Source organism: Kordiimonas pumila, assembly GCF_015240255.1.
Lineage (GTDB): Bacteria > Pseudomonadota > Alphaproteobacteria > Sphingomonadales > Kordiimonadaceae > Kordiimonas > Kordiimonas pumila.
The window spans coordinates 3,137,345-3,154,191 of sequence record NZ_CP061205.1; the positions used below are offsets into that span (position 1 = coordinate 3,137,345).

At 47.4% G+C, this 16,847-nt stretch carries 14 protein-coding genes; all 14 read right to left on the bottom strand.

The annotated features are described in order from the left end of the window. Window positions 1-32 precede the first annotated feature (32 nt). On the bottom strand, window positions 33-1,706 hold the full coding sequence (gene ftsZ / locus ICL80_RS13860) for a cell division protein FtsZ (protein ID WP_194213250.1): 1,674 nt from the start codon (window positions 1,704-1,706) through the stop codon (window positions 33-35). A gap of 73 nt (window positions 1,707-1,779) precedes the next feature. After that, on the bottom strand, window positions 1,780-3,045 hold the full coding sequence (gene ftsA / locus ICL80_RS13865; protein ID WP_194213251.1) for a cell division protein FtsA: 1,266 nt from the start codon (window positions 3,043-3,045) through the stop codon (window positions 1,780-1,782). Between the two features lie 19 nt (window positions 3,046-3,064). Then, window positions 3,065-3,844, bottom strand: coding sequence for a cell division protein FtsQ/DivIB (locus ICL80_RS13870; RefSeq protein ID WP_194213254.1), 780 nt, complete (start codon window positions 3,842-3,844; stop codon window positions 3,065-3,067). Then, on the bottom strand, window positions 3,841-4,773 hold the full coding sequence (gene murB, locus ICL80_RS13875; protein WP_194213256.1) for a UDP-N-acetylmuramate dehydrogenase: 933 nt from the start codon (window positions 4,771-4,773) through the stop codon (window positions 3,841-3,843). The genes ICL80_RS13870 and murB overlap by 4 nt, the downstream gene beginning before the upstream one ends. After that, on the bottom strand, window positions 4,770-6,185 hold the full coding sequence (gene murC, locus ICL80_RS13880; protein WP_194213258.1) for a UDP-N-acetylmuramate--L-alanine ligase: 1,416 nt from the start codon (window positions 6,183-6,185) through the stop codon (window positions 4,770-4,772). Before murC ends, murB begins: the two co-directional genes overlap by 4 nt. Continuing rightward, the gene (murG, locus tag ICL80_RS13885; protein WP_194213259.1) at window positions 6,182-7,288 is read right to left on the bottom strand and encodes an undecaprenyldiphospho-muramoylpentapeptide beta-N-acetylglucosaminyltransferase; all 1,107 of its coding nucleotides are present in this window, start codon (window positions 7,286-7,288) and stop codon (window positions 6,182-6,184) included. Before murG ends, murC begins: the two co-directional genes overlap by 4 nt. After that, window positions 7,285-8,436: a putative lipid II flippase FtsW gene (gene ftsW, locus ICL80_RS13890; protein WP_194213261.1), complete on the bottom strand. Its 1,152-nt coding sequence runs from the start codon at window positions 8,434-8,436 to the stop codon at window positions 7,285-7,287. The genes murG and ftsW overlap by 4 nt, the downstream gene beginning before the upstream one ends. Continuing rightward, a complete protein-coding gene (gene murD / locus ICL80_RS13895) occupies window positions 8,433-9,797 on the bottom strand; it encodes a UDP-N-acetylmuramoyl-L-alanine--D-glutamate ligase (RefSeq protein ID WP_194213263.1) in 1,365 nt (454 codons plus the stop codon). Before murD ends, ftsW begins: the two co-directional genes overlap by 4 nt. Window positions 9,798-9,800: 3 nt before the next feature. Beyond that, the gene (gene mraY, locus ICL80_RS13900; protein WP_194213265.1) at window positions 9,801-10,865 is read right to left on the bottom strand and encodes a phospho-N-acetylmuramoyl-pentapeptide-transferase; all 1,065 of its coding nucleotides are present in this window, start codon (window positions 10,863-10,865) and stop codon (window positions 9,801-9,803) included. A 10-nt stretch (window positions 10,866-10,875) separates the two neighbouring features. Further along, window positions 10,876-12,309: a UDP-N-acetylmuramoyl-tripeptide--D-alanyl-D-alanine ligase gene (locus ICL80_RS13905; protein ID WP_194213267.1), complete on the bottom strand. Its 1,434-nt coding sequence runs from the start codon at window positions 12,307-12,309 to the stop codon at window positions 10,876-10,878. Next, complete coding sequence (locus tag ICL80_RS13910) at window positions 12,306-13,763, bottom strand: UDP-N-acetylmuramoyl-L-alanyl-D-glutamate--2,6-diaminopimelate ligase (protein WP_194213268.1); 1,458 nt, start codon at window positions 13,761-13,763, stop codon at window positions 12,306-12,308. Before ICL80_RS13910 ends, ICL80_RS13905 begins: the two co-directional genes overlap by 4 nt. A gap of 3 nt (window positions 13,764-13,766) precedes the next feature. Then, complete coding sequence (locus tag ICL80_RS13915; RefSeq protein WP_194213270.1) at window positions 13,767-15,449, bottom strand: peptidoglycan D,D-transpeptidase FtsI family protein; 1,683 nt, start codon at window positions 15,447-15,449, stop codon at window positions 13,767-13,769. Further along, entirely contained in the window at window positions 15,446-15,853 is a 408-nt protein-coding gene (ftsL, locus tag ICL80_RS13920) for a cell division protein FtsL (protein WP_194213272.1), read from the bottom strand. Before ftsL ends, ICL80_RS13915 begins: the two co-directional genes overlap by 4 nt. Then, a complete protein-coding gene (gene rsmH / locus ICL80_RS13925; RefSeq protein WP_194215883.1) occupies window positions 15,846-16,847 on the bottom strand; it encodes a 16S rRNA (cytosine(1402)-N(4))-methyltransferase RsmH in 1,002 nt (333 codons plus the stop codon). Before rsmH ends, ftsL begins: the two co-directional genes overlap by 8 nt.

Genomic DNA, 16,847 nt, shown 5'->3' on the forward strand with positions numbered 1-16,847 from the left:
ATAGGAATTGAGCGGGATAAATCCCAACAGGATCAGTTTTGTTGACGTCTCAGAAAACTGGGTATCTCAAGCTGATCGGTAGACGGCTTAGGCGCGGGCCTGTCATCAGCAGAAACACCTCCAAGAGACGGCGTAGAAGGCTGTGCTGTGGTAACACCATCGTTAGAAGCTAATGGCTTCTCAACTGGTGCCGTAGCTTCAGAGCTTCTAAGTCCAGCCGTCATTACTTGAAACAGACTACGTTTTTGCTGTGGCTGTTCTTCCTGATGTTCTTCATAAGGCACTTGGTCTTCTTCCACAGCTTCATCTGATGCATAAGCGTCTACAATCGAAGACGATGTAACACTTCCCAAAGGTTGCTCAACACTAGCTTTAGGCATCAATGGTGCTTCTGCCACAAATGTCTCAGATACACTAGCAACAGCTTTATCCTCTAAGTCAGCTTCTTCAGGAAAAAAACTGCGAACCACCGGCCTTTCTTCTGCTTCAACTGACGCAGGCACCTCATCAATCTCTACATTTTCTGCTTCTGAGGCTTCTTCCACCACAGATTGTTCGTCGCTGTAAGACACAGCACTTGCAATCGCATCAAGAACCGATTGAGGTTCCCCAGCCTCTGCACTTTCAGATATGTCATGTGCGGTCACTTCTGGTTCAGTTTTTTCTATTTGTGCTGGCTCTTCACGCGTTTCTACAACAATAGGTTTGCGCTCAGGAGCTGGAATATCAATACCACCGATACCACCTTCGATACCAGTTGCCACAACAGAAACCCTGAGTTTACCTTCCAAATCTGGATTAAAGGCAGAGCCAAATACAATCAGTGCATCTTGATCAACCTGCTCGCGCACCATATTAACGGCTTCATCAACTTCATAAAGCGTCATATCCATGCCGCCCGTTACATTGATAATAACGCCCTTGGCACCTTTCAGCGATGCCTCTTCAAGCAGTGGGTTAGAAATGGCTGCTGCAGCGGCATCCTGAGCCCGCGTTTCACCTTCTGCCTCACCTGTCCCCATCATAGCTTTGCCCATTTCAGACATAACCGTGCGCACATCAGCAAAATCAAGGTTAATAAGACCTGGCATAACCATAAGGTCTGTAATGCCACGAACACCTGAATGTAAAACTTCATCTGCCATATTAAAGGCGTCAGCAAACGTTGTGCGTTCATTCGCAACCCGGAATAAGTTCTGGTTTGGAATGATAATGAGTGTATCAACGTGTTGTGAAAGCTCTTTGATGCCGGCTTCCGCAATCTTCATGCGGCGGCCACCTTCAAACTGGAAAGGCTTTGTTACAACACCAACAGTTAGAATACCGCGCTCCCGAGCACGGCGGGCAATGACCGGTGCAGCACCAGTACCCGTACCACCACCCATACCAGCGGTAATGAAAGCCATGTGGCAACCGTCTAGAATTGTATCTATGGTTTCAAGGGCCTCTTCAGCTGCCGCTTCACCGATTTTAGGCTGTGCACCTGCCCCCAAGCCTTGGGTTATCTGCACACCAAGCTGAATTCTGTTGTTTGCAGTAGATGCCGTAAGTGACTGCGCATCCGTATTAGCAACAACAAAATCAACACCTTGCAACTGTGCTGCAATCATGTTGTTAACAGCGTTACAACCAGCACCGCCAACACCGATAACCGCAATGCGCGGCGTTAGTTCCGTTAGTTCCGTATTACCAAATTCAATAGACATTTGCCCAATTCCTCCGTTTTCTCTTTTTATCCTGCAATCACGATCAAAGCCAGCATATTGACAGAATAGCCCATTAGAAATTGTCCCTTACCCACTGAACCATACGCCCAAGAGGGCCTGTGGCACCTGTGGTTTCATCGTGTTTTTTATTATCGCTTCTAAATACTTCTTTTGGTCTACGAACAGCATACTCAAGCAGCCCCGCTAACGCAGAAAAGTTTGGCATTTGCGCAGCAACAGGCAATCCTTCAATAGTTCGGGGCCGCCCAATCCGCACTTGCCTTCCCAAAACTCTTGTAGCTAGATCCCGCACGGCTTCGCACTGTGCCACACCGCCCGTTAACACAACACGCTTACCAGCTACACCTGAAAACCCTGACGCATCCAACCTTTCTGCAATGGTCGTAAACAGAAGCTCCATTTCCTTCTGGATTATGCTTGTTAATGCGCTTCTTGGCATACGTGCCATTTGATCAGAATCTTCTTCACCCACTTGGGGCACTTCAATTTCTAACCTCGCATCTGCAGGGTCAACAATAGCAGCCCCGTTAAACGTTTTTAATCTTTCGGCATGTTCAAACGGCGTTAAAAGGCCACGCGCCACTTCTTCTGTTACCTGACTTCCACCAAGTGGGATAACTTCAGCATGGACAAGTGCACCCTGCGCAAAAATTGATATACCGGTTGTGCCGCCACCCATATCAATACAAGCAGCACCCATTTTGGCTTCATCTTCCACAAGGCAAGAAAGGCCCGCCGCAAAGGGGGTTAATACAACAGAGCTAACATTTAAATGCGCCCGTCTAACACATGCTTTTAAGTTACGTAGTGGCCCTGAAGCAGCGGTCACAATCAAAACTGCAACAGACAGCTTCTTGCCGCACATACCAACAGGTTCCCGTGGGCCGAAATGGCCGTCCACAGCATACGCTACAGGAAAAGCATGCAATAAGCCTTCTTCATCAAAGTCTATTTGTGCCTTGGCCTGCTCCATTGCTTTTGTAATGTCAGCATCACTTACAGCATGGCCTGTAACATCAACTTCAACCTCAACCACTTGGCTTTTGGGCTCGCCTCCAGAAAAAGTAAGCATCACATCACTGACCGTGATACCTGCCATTTTTTCAGCTTGATCAACGGAGGCTCTTATTGCTTTTTCTGTCAGTTCCATATCTACGATGGCACCGCCAACAGCGCCGCCGTTACACGCTCTGTTTCCAACACCTTTAACATGGAAAGTTCCACTTGCAGTTCTTTCTGCAATTAAGCAAGCAACCTTGCTTGAACCAACATCAAGGGCGGCAATTATTGTTTCTTGTCCGCTGGCGAGTGGCTTCATATCAGTTTTACTCTATACACTAAGTGGCCCATTCCTTGCCCTCCATCATTCTATGTCCCGCGGGGGTAACGCGCATAGCAACACGGCCAGGAATACGCATATCAATCACACTAACTTCACGCTCTAAAAGCTTTTGAGTTCGCTCTAACTCTGCAAATTTATGCCAGGCTTCTGTGCTATTATATTTAACAGCTATATCTTCCGGTAGCTTCACTCGAACACCATTATAAAAAATAAGGTCCCAGCGGCGTTCACCAACACGAACTGCCGTTCTAATATATGCCATTATTTCAGGCTCAGAAGACAACATTGAGAGAAGCGGAGCAACAACTTGGGGTGCCGTTTCACCAACAATACGTAACAATTTTGAAAACTCGGAAAGGCCTTGACCGGTGATAACCACACCATCTGAATCAATAAGATAAATAGCACCTTGGTATTGCCACAAAGCAAAAGGCTTGCGTTCTTCAATCTCTACAGTCAAATCACCAGGGAAAATCCTCGCTATTGTCGCATGTTTAACCCACGGTAATGTTTCTATCCGTTGCTGAATCTCGCTAAGATCAATACTTAAAAGCGGCATGCCGTCATCAATATCAAGCACTGCCAAAATTTCTTTTGATGTTGTTCGGTGTGCACCACTAATAGAAAGCTTAGATAACACAAAACCAGCTGATCTTGTGGTCTCCATAAACCATGAGTTCACTGCAGGTACAACAAATTGCCATCCTGCAATCACACCGAATAGCGATAAGCCGATCAACAAAGCAAACCAGTAATGACGGAGTGTAGCTGTCACTCTACCTCTCCTGTAAGGCTAGCACCAATACGCTGGATTTCCCACTCCAGCTCAATTCCGCAATTTTCTTTCACCAAGCGCCGCACTGTTTCGCCGAGCTCTTCAATATCAGCGGCGGTTGCATCACCCGTATTAATCAAAAAATTGCAATGTTTTTCAGAAACCTGAGCACCACCAATGCGCATACCGCGACATCCAGCAGCATCAATCAGCTCCCATGCTTTATATCCCTCTGGATTTTTAAAAGTGCTACCGCCTGTACGGGTGCCAAGCGGCTGCGTTTCGCCCCGCGTAGCGTTAATTTCTTCCATCCGGGCTTTTATGGCGGCGGGTTCACCAATTTGAGCTTGGAAAGAGGCACTCAGGAAAATCATCGTGTCATCAATTTTGCACTGACGATAAGAAAACTTGAAATCTTGTGCGGTAAATTCATGAATATGTCCGTACCGGTCAACAGCATGGGCATGCTGTAGAACCTCAGAGACTTCTTGGCCATAAGCGCCAGCATTCATCCTCAAGGCTCCGCCGACTGTACCAGGAACCCCGATTAAAAACTCCAGCCCAGTAAGGCCTCCACGAGCAGAGGCTTTTGCCACATGTACATCAACTGCGGCAGCGCCTGCTTTTACTATATCACCTCTAATTCTTATATCAGCAAAAGCGCGCCCCAAGCGGATAACAACACCACTAACACCGCCGTCTCTTACCAACAGGTTTGAACCTACACCAATAACCGTAAGCGGTATGAACCCCGGTATGCGCCTTAAAAAAGCAACAAGATCAGCTTCATCTGCAGGTTCAAATAAAACCTGCGCTGGCCCGCCAGTTCTAAACCAGCTAAGTCTTGCTAAGCTTGCATTTTCAACAATCCGTCCACGTACATGAGGTAAGTGGTCCAGAAAATCTGGATGGGAAAATTGCACAGTCATTTGTCTGTCCTTAAAGATTGTAGTTCATCCGGCAGGTCATACGCCCATTTTGAAATCGAGCCTGCACCCAGACAAACTATAATATCGCCCCTTTTTGCGTGTTTATTGACGGCGCATGCCAAATCAGCCTGCCCGTTTATTGTGTCAACAATACGGTGCCCATGAGCCCGTATGCCTGCCGCTAAACTTTCATGTGAAATACCCTCAATCGGGTTTTCACCAGCTTCATATACTGGTGCTACGACAACAGTATCTGCATCATTAAAACAGGTGCAAAATTCTTCGAACAAACTATGGAGCCGTGTATATCTATGAGGCTGAACTACAGCGATGACTTTACCATCAAAAGATTCACGCGCAGCCTTTAAAACCGCGGATATTTCAACCGGGTGGTGCCCGTAATCATCTATCACTGTGATGCCGTCAACTTCACCGGTTTTTGTAAAACGCCGTTTAACGCCGCTAAAGGATAAAAACGCCTTCCGTAATATGGCGTCTGAAATATCCATTTCCAAACCTACTGCAATAGCAGCAAGGGCATTTTGAACATTATGTGTACCGGGCATAGGCAGGCAAATTTGTTCAATTCGCCGAACTTCAGTAGTTTTCCTATCACGAACATCTACATCAAAGCTCACAACGCCAGACGCTGAATGCATATTCACTGCACGAATGTCTGCTTGTGCAGAAAGTCCATACGTAACAAATTTTCGGTCATGAATATGACTAATCAAACCCTGAACTTCAGGGTGATCAATGCAAAGCACGGAGGTGCCATAAAAAGGCACTCGCTCTAAAAATGTTTTAAAGGCTGCTTTTTCAGCCTCGAATGTGCCGTAAAAATCAAGATGCTCAGGATCAAGATTTGTAACTACCGCTATCGTCGCCGGTAGTTTTACAAAAGTTCCATCTGACTCGTCTGCTTCAACAACCATCCAAGCACCTTCACCGAGGCGAGCATTCGTACCATAACTGTTAATAATGCCCCCATTAATCACAGTTGGATCTATCCCTGCTGTTTCAAGCACTACAGCGACCATTGATGTGGTTGTTGTTTTTCCGTGGGTTCCCGCAACCGACACGCACCACTTAAGCCGCATGAGTTCCGCCAGCATTTCAGCCCGGCGAACAACCGGCAAGCCACGCTTACGTGCCTCCATAAGTTCTGGGTTATTATTTTTAATGGCCGTAGACACAACTACAACACTAGCACCGTCAAGGTTATCTGCCTTTTGTTCTATAAAAACAGAAATACCCATTTCTTTTAAACGGGTAACGTTTGCATTTTCGCTAATATCAGACCCTTGCACACGATAACCAAGATTGAACATCACTTCGGCAATGCCCGACATACCGATGCCACCGATCCCTGAAAAATGCACCATACCTATATCAAACGGGATAGACTTCATGGTAACTCTTCCCCGTCGCAAACATGCATAATCAGCGTTGTTAAATCCTCCGCTGCCCCAAGGTTTGCAATCTCTCTCATAGCATCAGAGCCGTCACGCAGCCCGCCCGTATATTCAAACATACCTTCCAGCTTTTCCCTTAAAGCCTCGATTGTAAATTCAGATTCTTTCATAAGCCATGCACCACCGGCATCTGCCATAATTTTGGCATTCATCATTTGGTGGTCATCAGCGGCAATAGCCAGTGGCACCAAAATAGCAGGCCTGCCCATAGCCATCAATTCGGCAAGCGTTGATGCACCTGAACGTGAAATAACTAAATGTGTACGCAGCAACACCGCTCCCACATCGTTAAAATACGAAGAAACTACAGCCTTAATACCCGCTTCATTATATACAGCACGAACTCTGTCTATATCTTCTGGCCGAGCCTGATGTGCTACTTCAACCCGGCCCCTATTCTCTTCAGAAAGAGTGGCAAGCGCATATGGCACAACATCTGACAGTATGCGGGCGCCTTGACTACCACCAATCACAAACAAGCGGATATCGCCGAAGCCAAAAGGTACTGCATAAGCAATATTTGCGAGCTTTGCTATCAACCTTCTAACCGGATTACCGGTCATGATAACTTTTGTGCCCTGTGGAATTTTTGTAGTTTCTTCAAATGTTAACGCCACAAACAAAGCATCTTTTGCCATCATGCGGTTTACCCGCCCCAACACCGCATTTTGTTCATGAAGCACATAAGGAATAGAAAGATTTTTTGCCGCCATTACAGCAGGCAACGATGGATAACCACCAAAACCAACAACTACAGTAGGCCTTATTTTCGAGAACATACTACGCACTTGTAAAAAGCTCAAAGCCAGACTGATTGCGGACTTAACTTTACCCCAAAGCCCCCCACCCATATGGCTAGAGGCTTTCAGTACCGTTTTCTCCATACCCTTAAAAGCATTTTCAATCGCATCACCACGCTTGTCGGTAATGATCGAAACCTGATAACCCCGCTCATTCAAAATCTCGGCAACAGCTTCAGCGGGCATCATGTGCCCGCCAGTACCACCAGCTGCCAGAATGATATGCGGCGCCTTCATCATTCAGCCGCCTTCCAGCCGAGAGGGTCAGACCACGGGGTAATAAACCGGTTTCGACGAGTAAGGGCAAGTACCATTCCCATGCCGATAGCTAGTGCAAGCATGGATGATCCCCCATAAGAAATAAAAGGAAGCGTCATACCCTTTGATGGTAATAAGGCGAGATTTACACCAATATTAATAAGCGTTTGTATACCAAACTGCATAATAAGCCCTGCTGCGGCTAACATTCTGAACGGATTTTCTTCGTGCATTAAATGTGCCAAGCCGCGAATTACAATTCCTGCAAACAATAGTAGTAGCATTACACCCGCAACTGAACCAAATTCTTCACCAACCACCGCAAAAATATAATCTGTATGCGCATCAGGCAGACCCAGCTTCACTGCACCTTCGCCCGGCCCTTTACCAAATAAGCCGCCAGACCCAAAAGCTTCCATAGCTTTATCGACCTGATACGTATCGCCGCTTGCAGGGTTTATAAATCGGTCAATACGGCTGGCAACATGCGGCAAAGTAGCATATCCAATCCCAATACCAAGTAATCCCATTCCTCCCGCAACGCCAAGCCATGTGAGAGGAAGTCCGGCAAGAGCCATTTGGGCAATCCAAACTGTACTAACCAAAATAGTTTGGCCAAAATCAGGCTGCAATATGAGCATGAAAACAACCAGAAGGAAAAGGCCGCCCGCCACTTGTTTTGCTGGTATTTTTTCACCGCGTAAGTCAGCCGACAAAATCCACGCAGTAGTTACAATAAAAAACGGCTTTAAAAACTCACTTGGCTGTAGGGTGAAACTACCTATTTGTAGCCAGCGAGTGGCACCTTTTATTTCTGGGCCAATCCATAATGTTAGCGCCATCAGCACAAGCGTTATAGGCAAACCAATAACGGCCAATCGCCGAACGAAGTTGCCACTCATCATTGATATTGTGATAATTGAAATAAGAGAAAGCCCGAGAAATAATCCCTGTTTTTTTACAAAATGCATAGAATCAAGGCCCAAACGCTCAGCTACAGCGGGGCTAGCAGTGAGCGCCAACCAAAGGCCTAACACAATTAAAATAACAATAAGGATTAACATCCAGCGGTCAACGGTCCACCACCACCGGGAAAGAAGGCTGTTATCGTTTCTGGAAAAGGCAATCATTTCACAGCACCTTCTAATGTCTGCACCATTTCACGAAACACACCTCCACGGTGTTCAAAATCTTTGAACTGATCAAAAGCTGTACAAGCGGGAGATAGTAAAACCGTATCACCCTCTACTGCATCATGCGCGGCAGCATGAAACGCATCAGCCATGGTTTCGTATACCTCATGAGGAACACTACCCCCCAAATCTTGCTGAAAAAGCGAAGCTGCTGCGCCGTTAAAATATGCTTTTTTAACGGACCCCATCATGGGCTTTAGGTGAACAAAGCTAGTTTCTTTTGCTTTCCCCCCCGCTATCCAGCGAATATTTTTAAAAGCAGTTAACGCCCGCATTGCGGCATCACTATTCGTGGCTTTAGAATCATTAACAAACCGAACACCCTTCAGCGTCGCAATAATTTCCTGCCGATGAACAAGCCCAGGAAAGCTAGAAAGAGCACTTAATATTTTGTCTGGAGCAAAGCCCATGTGCTTAATAGCGGCATACGCTGCCGCCGCATTTTGCCAATTATGGCTACCTTGCAAAGCTTTTGCGTCTTTTAAATTACCAACTACCAGTTGGTCACCTTTGGTATCGTCATAGAGAATACCGTCCAGCACATACACTCCGCCTTTAATATAGCGTTTCACAGAAACAGGAATAACCAGTTGGTCAAGTGTTGCGGCGAGCTTCGCCCCACTTTCATCATCAACCCCAATGATCGCAACGCCCTTTTTAGTTTTTTGCATTCCAAAAAGTTTAGCCTTGGCGTCCACATAATTTTCAAAGCTTCCATGCCGGTCCAAGTGATCAGGGGTTACATTCAAAAGAATAGCAATGTCAGCTTTAAAACTCTGTGTCAGGTCTAATTGAAAAGAGGATAGCTCCAGCACATACACACCCTTTTCAGGAAGCGGATTAAGGGCCAGAACCCCTGTGCCAATATTACCACCAATGACACACGGCAATCTGAGCATATCGACAATATGACCGATAAGAGCTGTGGTTGTTGATTTACCATTCGTGCCCGTAATCGCAACGACAGTGTGGTTTGCTAGTGTCTTGCGTGCAGACTGAAAAATATCAATATCACTAATCAGTGGGATATGCGCTGCCAGTGCCTTCCGCACTAGTTTATGCGGCTCAGGAAACTCAAGAGGCACACCAGGTGCAAGCATAAGGGCATCTAATTCTGAGAAATCAGCCTCGTACAGATCATGCGCTACAGCGCCCACTGCTACACAGCTTTCAGGCTTGTCGTCCCATGCCCAAACACGCGCGCCGGATGCGACCAGAGAATGCACCGCTGCCACGCCAGTACGCGCAAGGCCAAATACCCCAATAGTTTTCCCTTGATATGATGGAGCAGTGATCATACATCACCTCAACTTCAGGGTGGCAAGGCCAGCAAGCGCCAGAATAACAGCAATAATCCAGAAACGAATAACGATTGTGGGTTCTGCCCAACCTTTTTGCTCATAGTGGTGATGGAGGGGCGCCATTCTAAACACACGCTTGCCAGTGAGTTTGAAGGAAAGCACCTGCACAATAACTGATATTGTCTCCAACCAAAACAGGCCACCAATTATACCCAGCACAATCTCATGCTTGGTGATAACAGCCATTGTGCCAAGAGCGCCACCGAGGGCAAGCGAGCCTGTATCCCCCATAAACACCATGGCAGGCGGCGCATTAAACCACAGAAACCCTAAGCCTGCCCCTATAATGGCACCACACAAAACGGCTAGTTCACCTGTGCCTGCAACATAATGCACACCAAGGTAACTGGTATAGGTTGCACTCCCCACAAGATAAGCAATAAGACCAAATGCACCGGCAGCTATCATAACCGGCACAATCGCAAGGCCATCAAGGCCATCTGTCAGGTTTACTGCATTGCCAGCCCATACCATAACAAGCATTGCAAAAGGCAAATAAAAGATACCAAATGTTAGCAGAAAGTCCTTTAAAAACGGCACAGCAAGAGTTGGACCCGTTAACGATGATATCCACCAAGCGGCAATCAAACCAATAGCAAGTTCAAGCACAAACTTCAGCCTGCCCGGCACGCCTCTAGGGGAAACTTTTGTAACTTTTAAATAATCGTCTGCAAAACCAATAACGCCAAAGCCTAACGTTACAAAAAGAACAATCCAGACATATGGGTTAGAGAGATTCGCCCATAAAAGTGTCGCCACAAATAAACCAAGCAAAATCATAAAACCGCCCATGGTGGGCGTACCAGCTTTAGAAACAATATGGCTTTGAGGGCCATCTTCCCTTATGGGCTGGCCTTTTTTCTGTTTGCTTTTCAACCACCTAATAATCATAGGGCCAAAAACAAAGCATATAACCATGGCTGTCAAAACAGCCCCGCCAGTACGAAATGTCAGGTACCGGAAGAGATTAAATATTCCACCATATTCAGCCAGCAAATAAAACATATATAACTCCCTACCAGCCACCGGCTTGCATGAATGGCGTGGTGGTATCGGCTTTGCTCTGCTGCAAAAGCCCCGCTACCACATCACCAAGCCGCGCACTATTTGCGCCTTTAATCATAATGGAATCTCCGGGAACAAGACGTTCCCAAAGCCTTTCAGCCACATTTTCTTTCAGAGGCCAATTTTCTGTGCGGATGCCAGCTTCCCGACCAACCGCCGCCATATGGTCCCCAAATGCAATGACCCTATCTACACCGAACTCTTTCAGGTCCGATACCAGCGACATATGAATATCCGCAGACTTGTCACCAAGCTCCTGCATATCGGCAAGCACAGCGATACGGCGTCCTTCACCGCAGACAGGAGATAGGCGAAGCCTTCTAAGCGCAGCACGAATACTAAGAGGGCTTGCATTATAACTATCATCCAAGATGGTAATATTATCATCGCCGTATGCCAGAGTGTAAGTACGACCCCTGCCAGGTTCAGCTTCCAAGGATGCAAGCGTAATAGCGGCTTGCCCCAAATCAGCGTCAAGGGCTTGTACTGTGGCAAGAACAAGTAAGCTATTTAGCACCCACTCCCTTCCCGGCTGGGCTATTTTATAGGTAACAGGAACACCTGATACATCAGCTGTTAGGCATGTACAATCATGCCGTTCTGTCATACGACGCGGGCTAACATCTGCCGGACTTTCTGCGGATACAGTTATTACCCGAACGCCACGACTAATTGCATAATCACAAATTTTAGCCGCATGCGGGTTATCAATCCCAACAATGGCTATGCCGCCATCTTGCAGGGTATCAATAATGCTAATTTTTTCGTCCACAATGGCATCTTCATTTTCAAAGTTACCAACATGAGCAGAACCAATAGTCGTCAGCACCACTATATTGGGCGCTATCAGGTTACCACCCTCTAGAATTTCGCCCGGCCTATTCATACCCACTTCAAAAACGCCGTACTGGCTACTACGTGGCATGCGCGCCAATGATAAAGGAATACCAGTGTAATTATTAAAACTGCGGATACTTGAATGTGTTTTCTCGCTAGGCTGTAATGACTTTCGCAGAGCTTGAACAACACTTGTTTTACCGACACTACCCGTTACAGCCACAATTTTGGCGGGCACCCGCTTACGCGCCGCCGTAGCCAGCTCCCTCATGGCTTCAACCGTATCCTGCACATAGATAAGGCGGCTATCAGCGCTATCAACCCCTTCAGGTGTACGTGAAACGAGTGCTGACACAGCACCTTGTGCAAATGCACCAAGAACGTGCTGGTGACCATCACTTGAACTGCCTTTTAAAGCAATAAACAAATCACCTGAAACCACATCCCTACTATCTATTTGCACACCATCTGCATACCAGCCATTTTCTAGGTGGTTCGCATAAATGGTATTCATTTCTTCGGCTGACCAGAGAGGACTATCAATCATATCCGCCCTCCGTCTTCATTTAAAAGCCGTTTGACAGTTTCAATATCTGAAAAAGGTAAAACCTGATCGCCAATAATTTGGCCTTCTTCATGGCCTTTGCCCGCGACAACCAACATGTCTCCGGCACTCATTGCAGTAATGGCTGCAGCAATCGCAGTGGCACGGTCGCCAATTTCAATAGCATTTGGAGTAGTTGCTATAATTTCACTTCTAATAGTAGCCGCATTTTCTGTACGTGGATTATCGTCAGTTACATACACATAATCCGCCAAAGCTGCCGCAATCATCCCCATTTGGGCGCGCTTACCTTTATCACGGTCACCACCACAGCCAAAAACCGTATGTAATTTTGTTGGATTGTGGGCACGTGCCGCTAAGAGAACTGTCTCGAGGCCGTTAGGAGTGTGCGCATAATCTACAAACACGCTGCCACCTTTAGCTGTGTGCCCCACAAGCTCCATACGTCCAGACACGCCCGCAAGCTTTGATAGTGCATTAAAGCTTTTTTCAGTGTCAGCCCCACTTGCAATAACAAGTCCCGCTGCCAAAAGGGCGTTTTCAGCCTGAAACCCACCGACAAGTGGTAATTCCACTTCATAAACCTGCTCTTCAAAGGCAAACTTAATAACCTGCCCAGATGGCAACACACATTCGCTGATAATTCTTAAGCCAGCCTTGTCTGACCGGCCTACAGTCAGCTTTCCAAGCCCTCTACCCCAAGCAATATCATCAAGAACAGAGCCCCATTTGTTATCGATATTAATAACCGCATAACCACCCGGCCCAAGCAATTCGCCAAATAAACGCGCCTTGGCATAAAAATAACCTTGTTCAGTCTTATGGTAATCAAGGTGGTCCCGCGTCAGGTTGGTAAACCCCGCAGCCTTAATAGAAACACCGTCGAGCCGGTATTGGTCCAGACCATGGCTTGATGCTTCTAACGCAGCATGCGTAACACCGGCATCTACCAGTTTTTTCAATGCCTTATGCAACCCCATTGGATCAGGTGTCGTTAAGCCAGATGGTTCACTGTAAACTTCTGAGCGCACCCCTAAAGTGCCAAGGCTTGCTGCTTCATGCCCAGCTGCCCCCCACAGCTGACGGCAAAAATCCGCTACTGATGTTTTACCATTTGTGCCCGTAACGGCAACTTGCACTGCAGGCTGAGCTGCATAAAACCGGGCAGCCATTTCAGCATATCGACGGCGCGGGTTACTATCTTCAACAACAGGAAAACTATCATCATCAAGTTTTACACCCGGGGTCGTAAGAATTGCCGAAGCCCCAGCACGAATGGCATCCTGAATATACCTACGCCCGTCTACTTTAGTGCCTGGCAGCGCTACAAATAAATTATCCTTTTGCACAGCCCGACTATCAACAGTAAGCCCTGACACCAGAACAGAGCCATCTGCCTTTTTACCCCCCAAAAGCTGCGCAAGCGTTAACGACATTTCCTACTTCTCAATCATCAAAGCCAGTTTTTGATACAAACCTTCATCTTCATTTTCTGGTGCTACACCCAAAAGTGGTGCTGTACGCAAAATTACATTCCTGACAACAGGGGCTGCAACCCATCCGCCAGAAGCGAAACCGTATGTTTCCTTTGTTCCTTTTGGTTCATCCAAAAGAGCAAAGACCACATACTGCGGATCATCCATTGGATAGACGCCAACAAATGATGAAATCAGGGATTTTCGTTTATACCCACCAGCGACCGCTTTTTCGGCGGTGCCCGTTTTACCGCCGACACGATATCCAATCGCCTCACCACGCTTACCTGTCCCTTTTCGGACAGCGAGCCTAAGCAACTGCCTGATCTGCCTACTGGTCGCGGGGCTAATAACCTGCTTACCATTCTGCCAAGCATCAGGATTATGGACAAGTGTGGCAGGATGAAGACGCCCACCGTTCACCATTGCAGCAATACCAGAGGCAAGCTGCAAGGGGCTTACGGCAATACCGTGCCCGTACGATATAGTCATAATAGACGATTTGCGCCATGTGGTCGGATAAAGTGGTGCACCAACCTCTGTTAACTCAATATTTGCTGGCTGCATCATGCCAAGGCTAGACAGAAATGCCTGCTGCTTGTCAGCCCCCAAATCCAGCGCCATTTGCGCGGTACCAATATTGGATGAATAGGTGAAAATTTCAGGTAGCGTCAGATACCGATTTTTAGGATGATCATCCTTAATGGTAAAGCGTGCAACGCGCAGTGGCTTCGATGCATCGTAGCCATCCGTCATGTCAACAATGCCGTTATCAAGAGCCGCAGCAAAAGTGAACGTTTTGAACGTAGAACCCAATTCATAAACACCTTGGGTTACACGGTTAAAAAGCGCTTCATCCGCAACACCCCGAAGGTTATTCGGATCATAATTAGGCAGCGACACCATACCCAATACTTCGCCGCTATTAACATTCATCACTAGCCCAGCAGCACCAATCGCCTGATAAGCATTCATGGCAGATTCAAGCTCGTCAGCAAGAGCGTATTGCACGCGCATATCAAGAGATAATTTCAGCGGCTCGCCCGTCTTGTTTTTTGACACAAGACTAGCATCAAAAAAGTGCTCAACACCACCAAGGCCATTACCATCAACATCAACATAGCCTAGAACGTGTGCTGCAAGCCTGCCTTGCGGGTAAAGGCGCTCTTCCTCGCGCTGAAACTGGAATGCAGGAATACCCAGCGCATTCACTTGCCACTTTTGACGTGGCGTTAATTTTCTCTTCAACCAAATAAACCGCTTACCCGAAGAAAGCTTTGCCTCAACCTCAGCAAAAGATAAATCAGGCAATATCGAAACGAGCTTTTGCGCCGCCATAGTAGGATTTTTAATGGCCGTCGCATCCGCGTATAAAGAAGACGTTTCGAGGTTCGTCGCCAATATATCGCCGTTACGATCAACAATATCCGCCCTCGCAACCTCAACCGGTGGCACAACAGCCCGCAAGCCAGATGTAACGACTCTTGGTTGCGGCGCGCTAAACCCCAACTCAATCGTACGAGCAATCATCACCAAAAAAGCCGCAAAGAACAATAAAACCGCTATCATCAAACGCGCACGAGCCGTACTAATACGGCTTGGCTTATTGGTTTCAATGAAACTGTATGATTGTGCAAAGTCAGTCATAGCCCCACACCCTGTCGCGGTTTCTTGGTCGTTTTCTTCTCATCGCCCCTGTCGTTTTTTTCTGCGTCGCTGCTATAAGAAGCAGGCAACAAAACACTATCTTCTGAATCGACCTTGATACCCTCTGGCCTCAAAGGAATTACCGATGCAGTAGACAAAATCTGGTTCGCCTTTGGTGGCATAAGCGCTAAAAACCGAATGGAATTTTCCTGCAAGGTATGCGGCGATGACTGATAAGCCCATTCAGCCTCAAGCACTCTAATGGCTTCCTTGTCATCATGTATGCCGTTTACAAGCGCTCTAATCTCATCGGTTTTATTCTGCACCGTTGCTTTGAGCTGGAGCACGGCAACACCTGAGGCAATCGCTGTGATTGCGGCAAATGTGGTTACATACTTACGCATAGCCACCCTCTCCTTCGCCCCAAGCGGGATGCGCTGTACGCACAGCCGTGCGAAGCCGAGAAGACCGAGCCCTTGCATTCCCCACAAGCTCGTCCTTACCCGGCTTCACTGCTCCCTTTGTCTTCAAGTAAAAAGATGGCGGCAGCCCCACTTCGGTGGACTGAGGCATATGCCTTGATCCACCTGCCGTACGACCACCGCGCTCTGCCATAAACTGTTTTACAATTCTGTCTTCAAGCGAATGAAAGGAAACAACAACCAGCCGCCCCCCCTCAGATAGCAAGCTTTCAGCCCCCGCAAGGCCGCGGGAAAGCTCCCCCAATTCATCATTCACATAAATTCTAAGCGCCTGAAACGTGCGCGTTGCCGGGTGCACCTGCTTCTGCCCCGCCTTACGCGGCGGCCTCCCAACAACGCTTTCCACCAAATCAGCCAGCTCTTTTGTGCGCGTAAAAGGCTGATCCAAACGCGCTCTTACGATAGCCGCAGCAATACGCCTAGATTTGCGTTCGTCACCAAGTTCATAAATAATATTGGCAATATCTTCTTCAGCGAAAGTATTCACCACATCAGCGGCACTTTGACCAGACTGCGCCATGCGCATATCAAGCGGGCCATCAGACTGAAAAGAAAAACCGCGTTCCGCCTCATCTATCTGAAAAGATGAAACGCCAATATCAAGCACAATACCGTCAACAGCATCGACGCCCGCCCCAGCAAGCAATTCAGCCATATCGCCAAAACAGCCTTGCAAAATTTTAAACCGATTTGGATATTCAACCGCAAAAGTTTCTGCGCGCTTGATAGCGTCCGGGTCGCGGTCAATAGCAACAACACTACAATCCGCAGCCTCCAGAATGGCACGTGTGTACCCCCCTGCGCCGAATGTGCCATCTACATATACCTTATTATCCTGCGGCTCTAAGGCCGTAACAATTTCGTCCAGAAGGACAGGGATATGTTGGGAGGCTTTTTGTGTGGCATTTCTCTGCAT

Bases quoted from the DNA above. Each gene is read 5' to 3' on its own strand.
- ftsZ (WP_194213250.1), bottom strand. From the start codon at position 1,706: ATGTCTATTGAATTTGGTAATACGGAACTAACGGAACTAACGCCGCGC.
- ftsA (WP_194213251.1), bottom strand. From the start codon at position 3,045: ATGAAGCCACTCGCCAGCGGACAAGAAACAATAATTGCCGCCCTTGAT.
- murB (WP_194213256.1), bottom strand. From the start codon at position 4,773: ATGACTGTGCAATTTTCCCATCCAGATTTTCTGGACCACTTACCTCAT.
- murC (WP_194213258.1), bottom strand. From the start codon at position 6,185: ATGAAGTCTATCCCGTTTGATATAGGTATGGTGCATTTTTCAGGGATC.
- murG (WP_194213259.1), bottom strand. From the start codon at position 7,288: ATGATGAAGGCGCCGCATATCATTCTGGCAGCTGGTGGTACTGGCGGG.
- ftsW (WP_194213261.1), bottom strand. From the start codon at position 8,436: ATGATTGCCTTTTCCAGAAACGATAACAGCCTTCTTTCCCGGTGGTGG.
- murD (WP_194213263.1), bottom strand. From the start codon at position 9,797: ATGATCACTGCTCCATCATATCAAGGGAAAACTATTGGGGTATTTGGC.
- mraY (WP_194213265.1), bottom strand. From the start codon at position 10,865: ATGTTTTATTTGCTGGCTGAATATGGTGGAATATTTAATCTCTTCCGG.
- ICL80_RS13905 (WP_194213267.1), bottom strand. From the start codon at position 12,309: ATGATTGATAGTCCTCTCTGGTCAGCCGAAGAAATGAATACCATTTAT.
- ICL80_RS13910 (WP_194213268.1), bottom strand. From the start codon at position 13,763: ATGTCGTTAACGCTTGCGCAGCTTTTGGGGGGTAAAAAGGCAGATGGC.
- ICL80_RS13915 (WP_194213270.1), bottom strand. From the start codon at position 15,449: ATGACTGACTTTGCACAATCATACAGTTTCATTGAAACCAATAAGCCA.
- ftsL (WP_194213272.1), bottom strand. From the start codon at position 15,853: ATGCGTAAGTATGTAACCACATTTGCCGCAATCACAGCGATTGCCTCA.
- rsmH (WP_194215883.1), bottom strand. From the start codon at position 16,847: ATGCAGAGAAATGCCACACAAAAAGCCTCCCAACATATCCCTGTCCTT.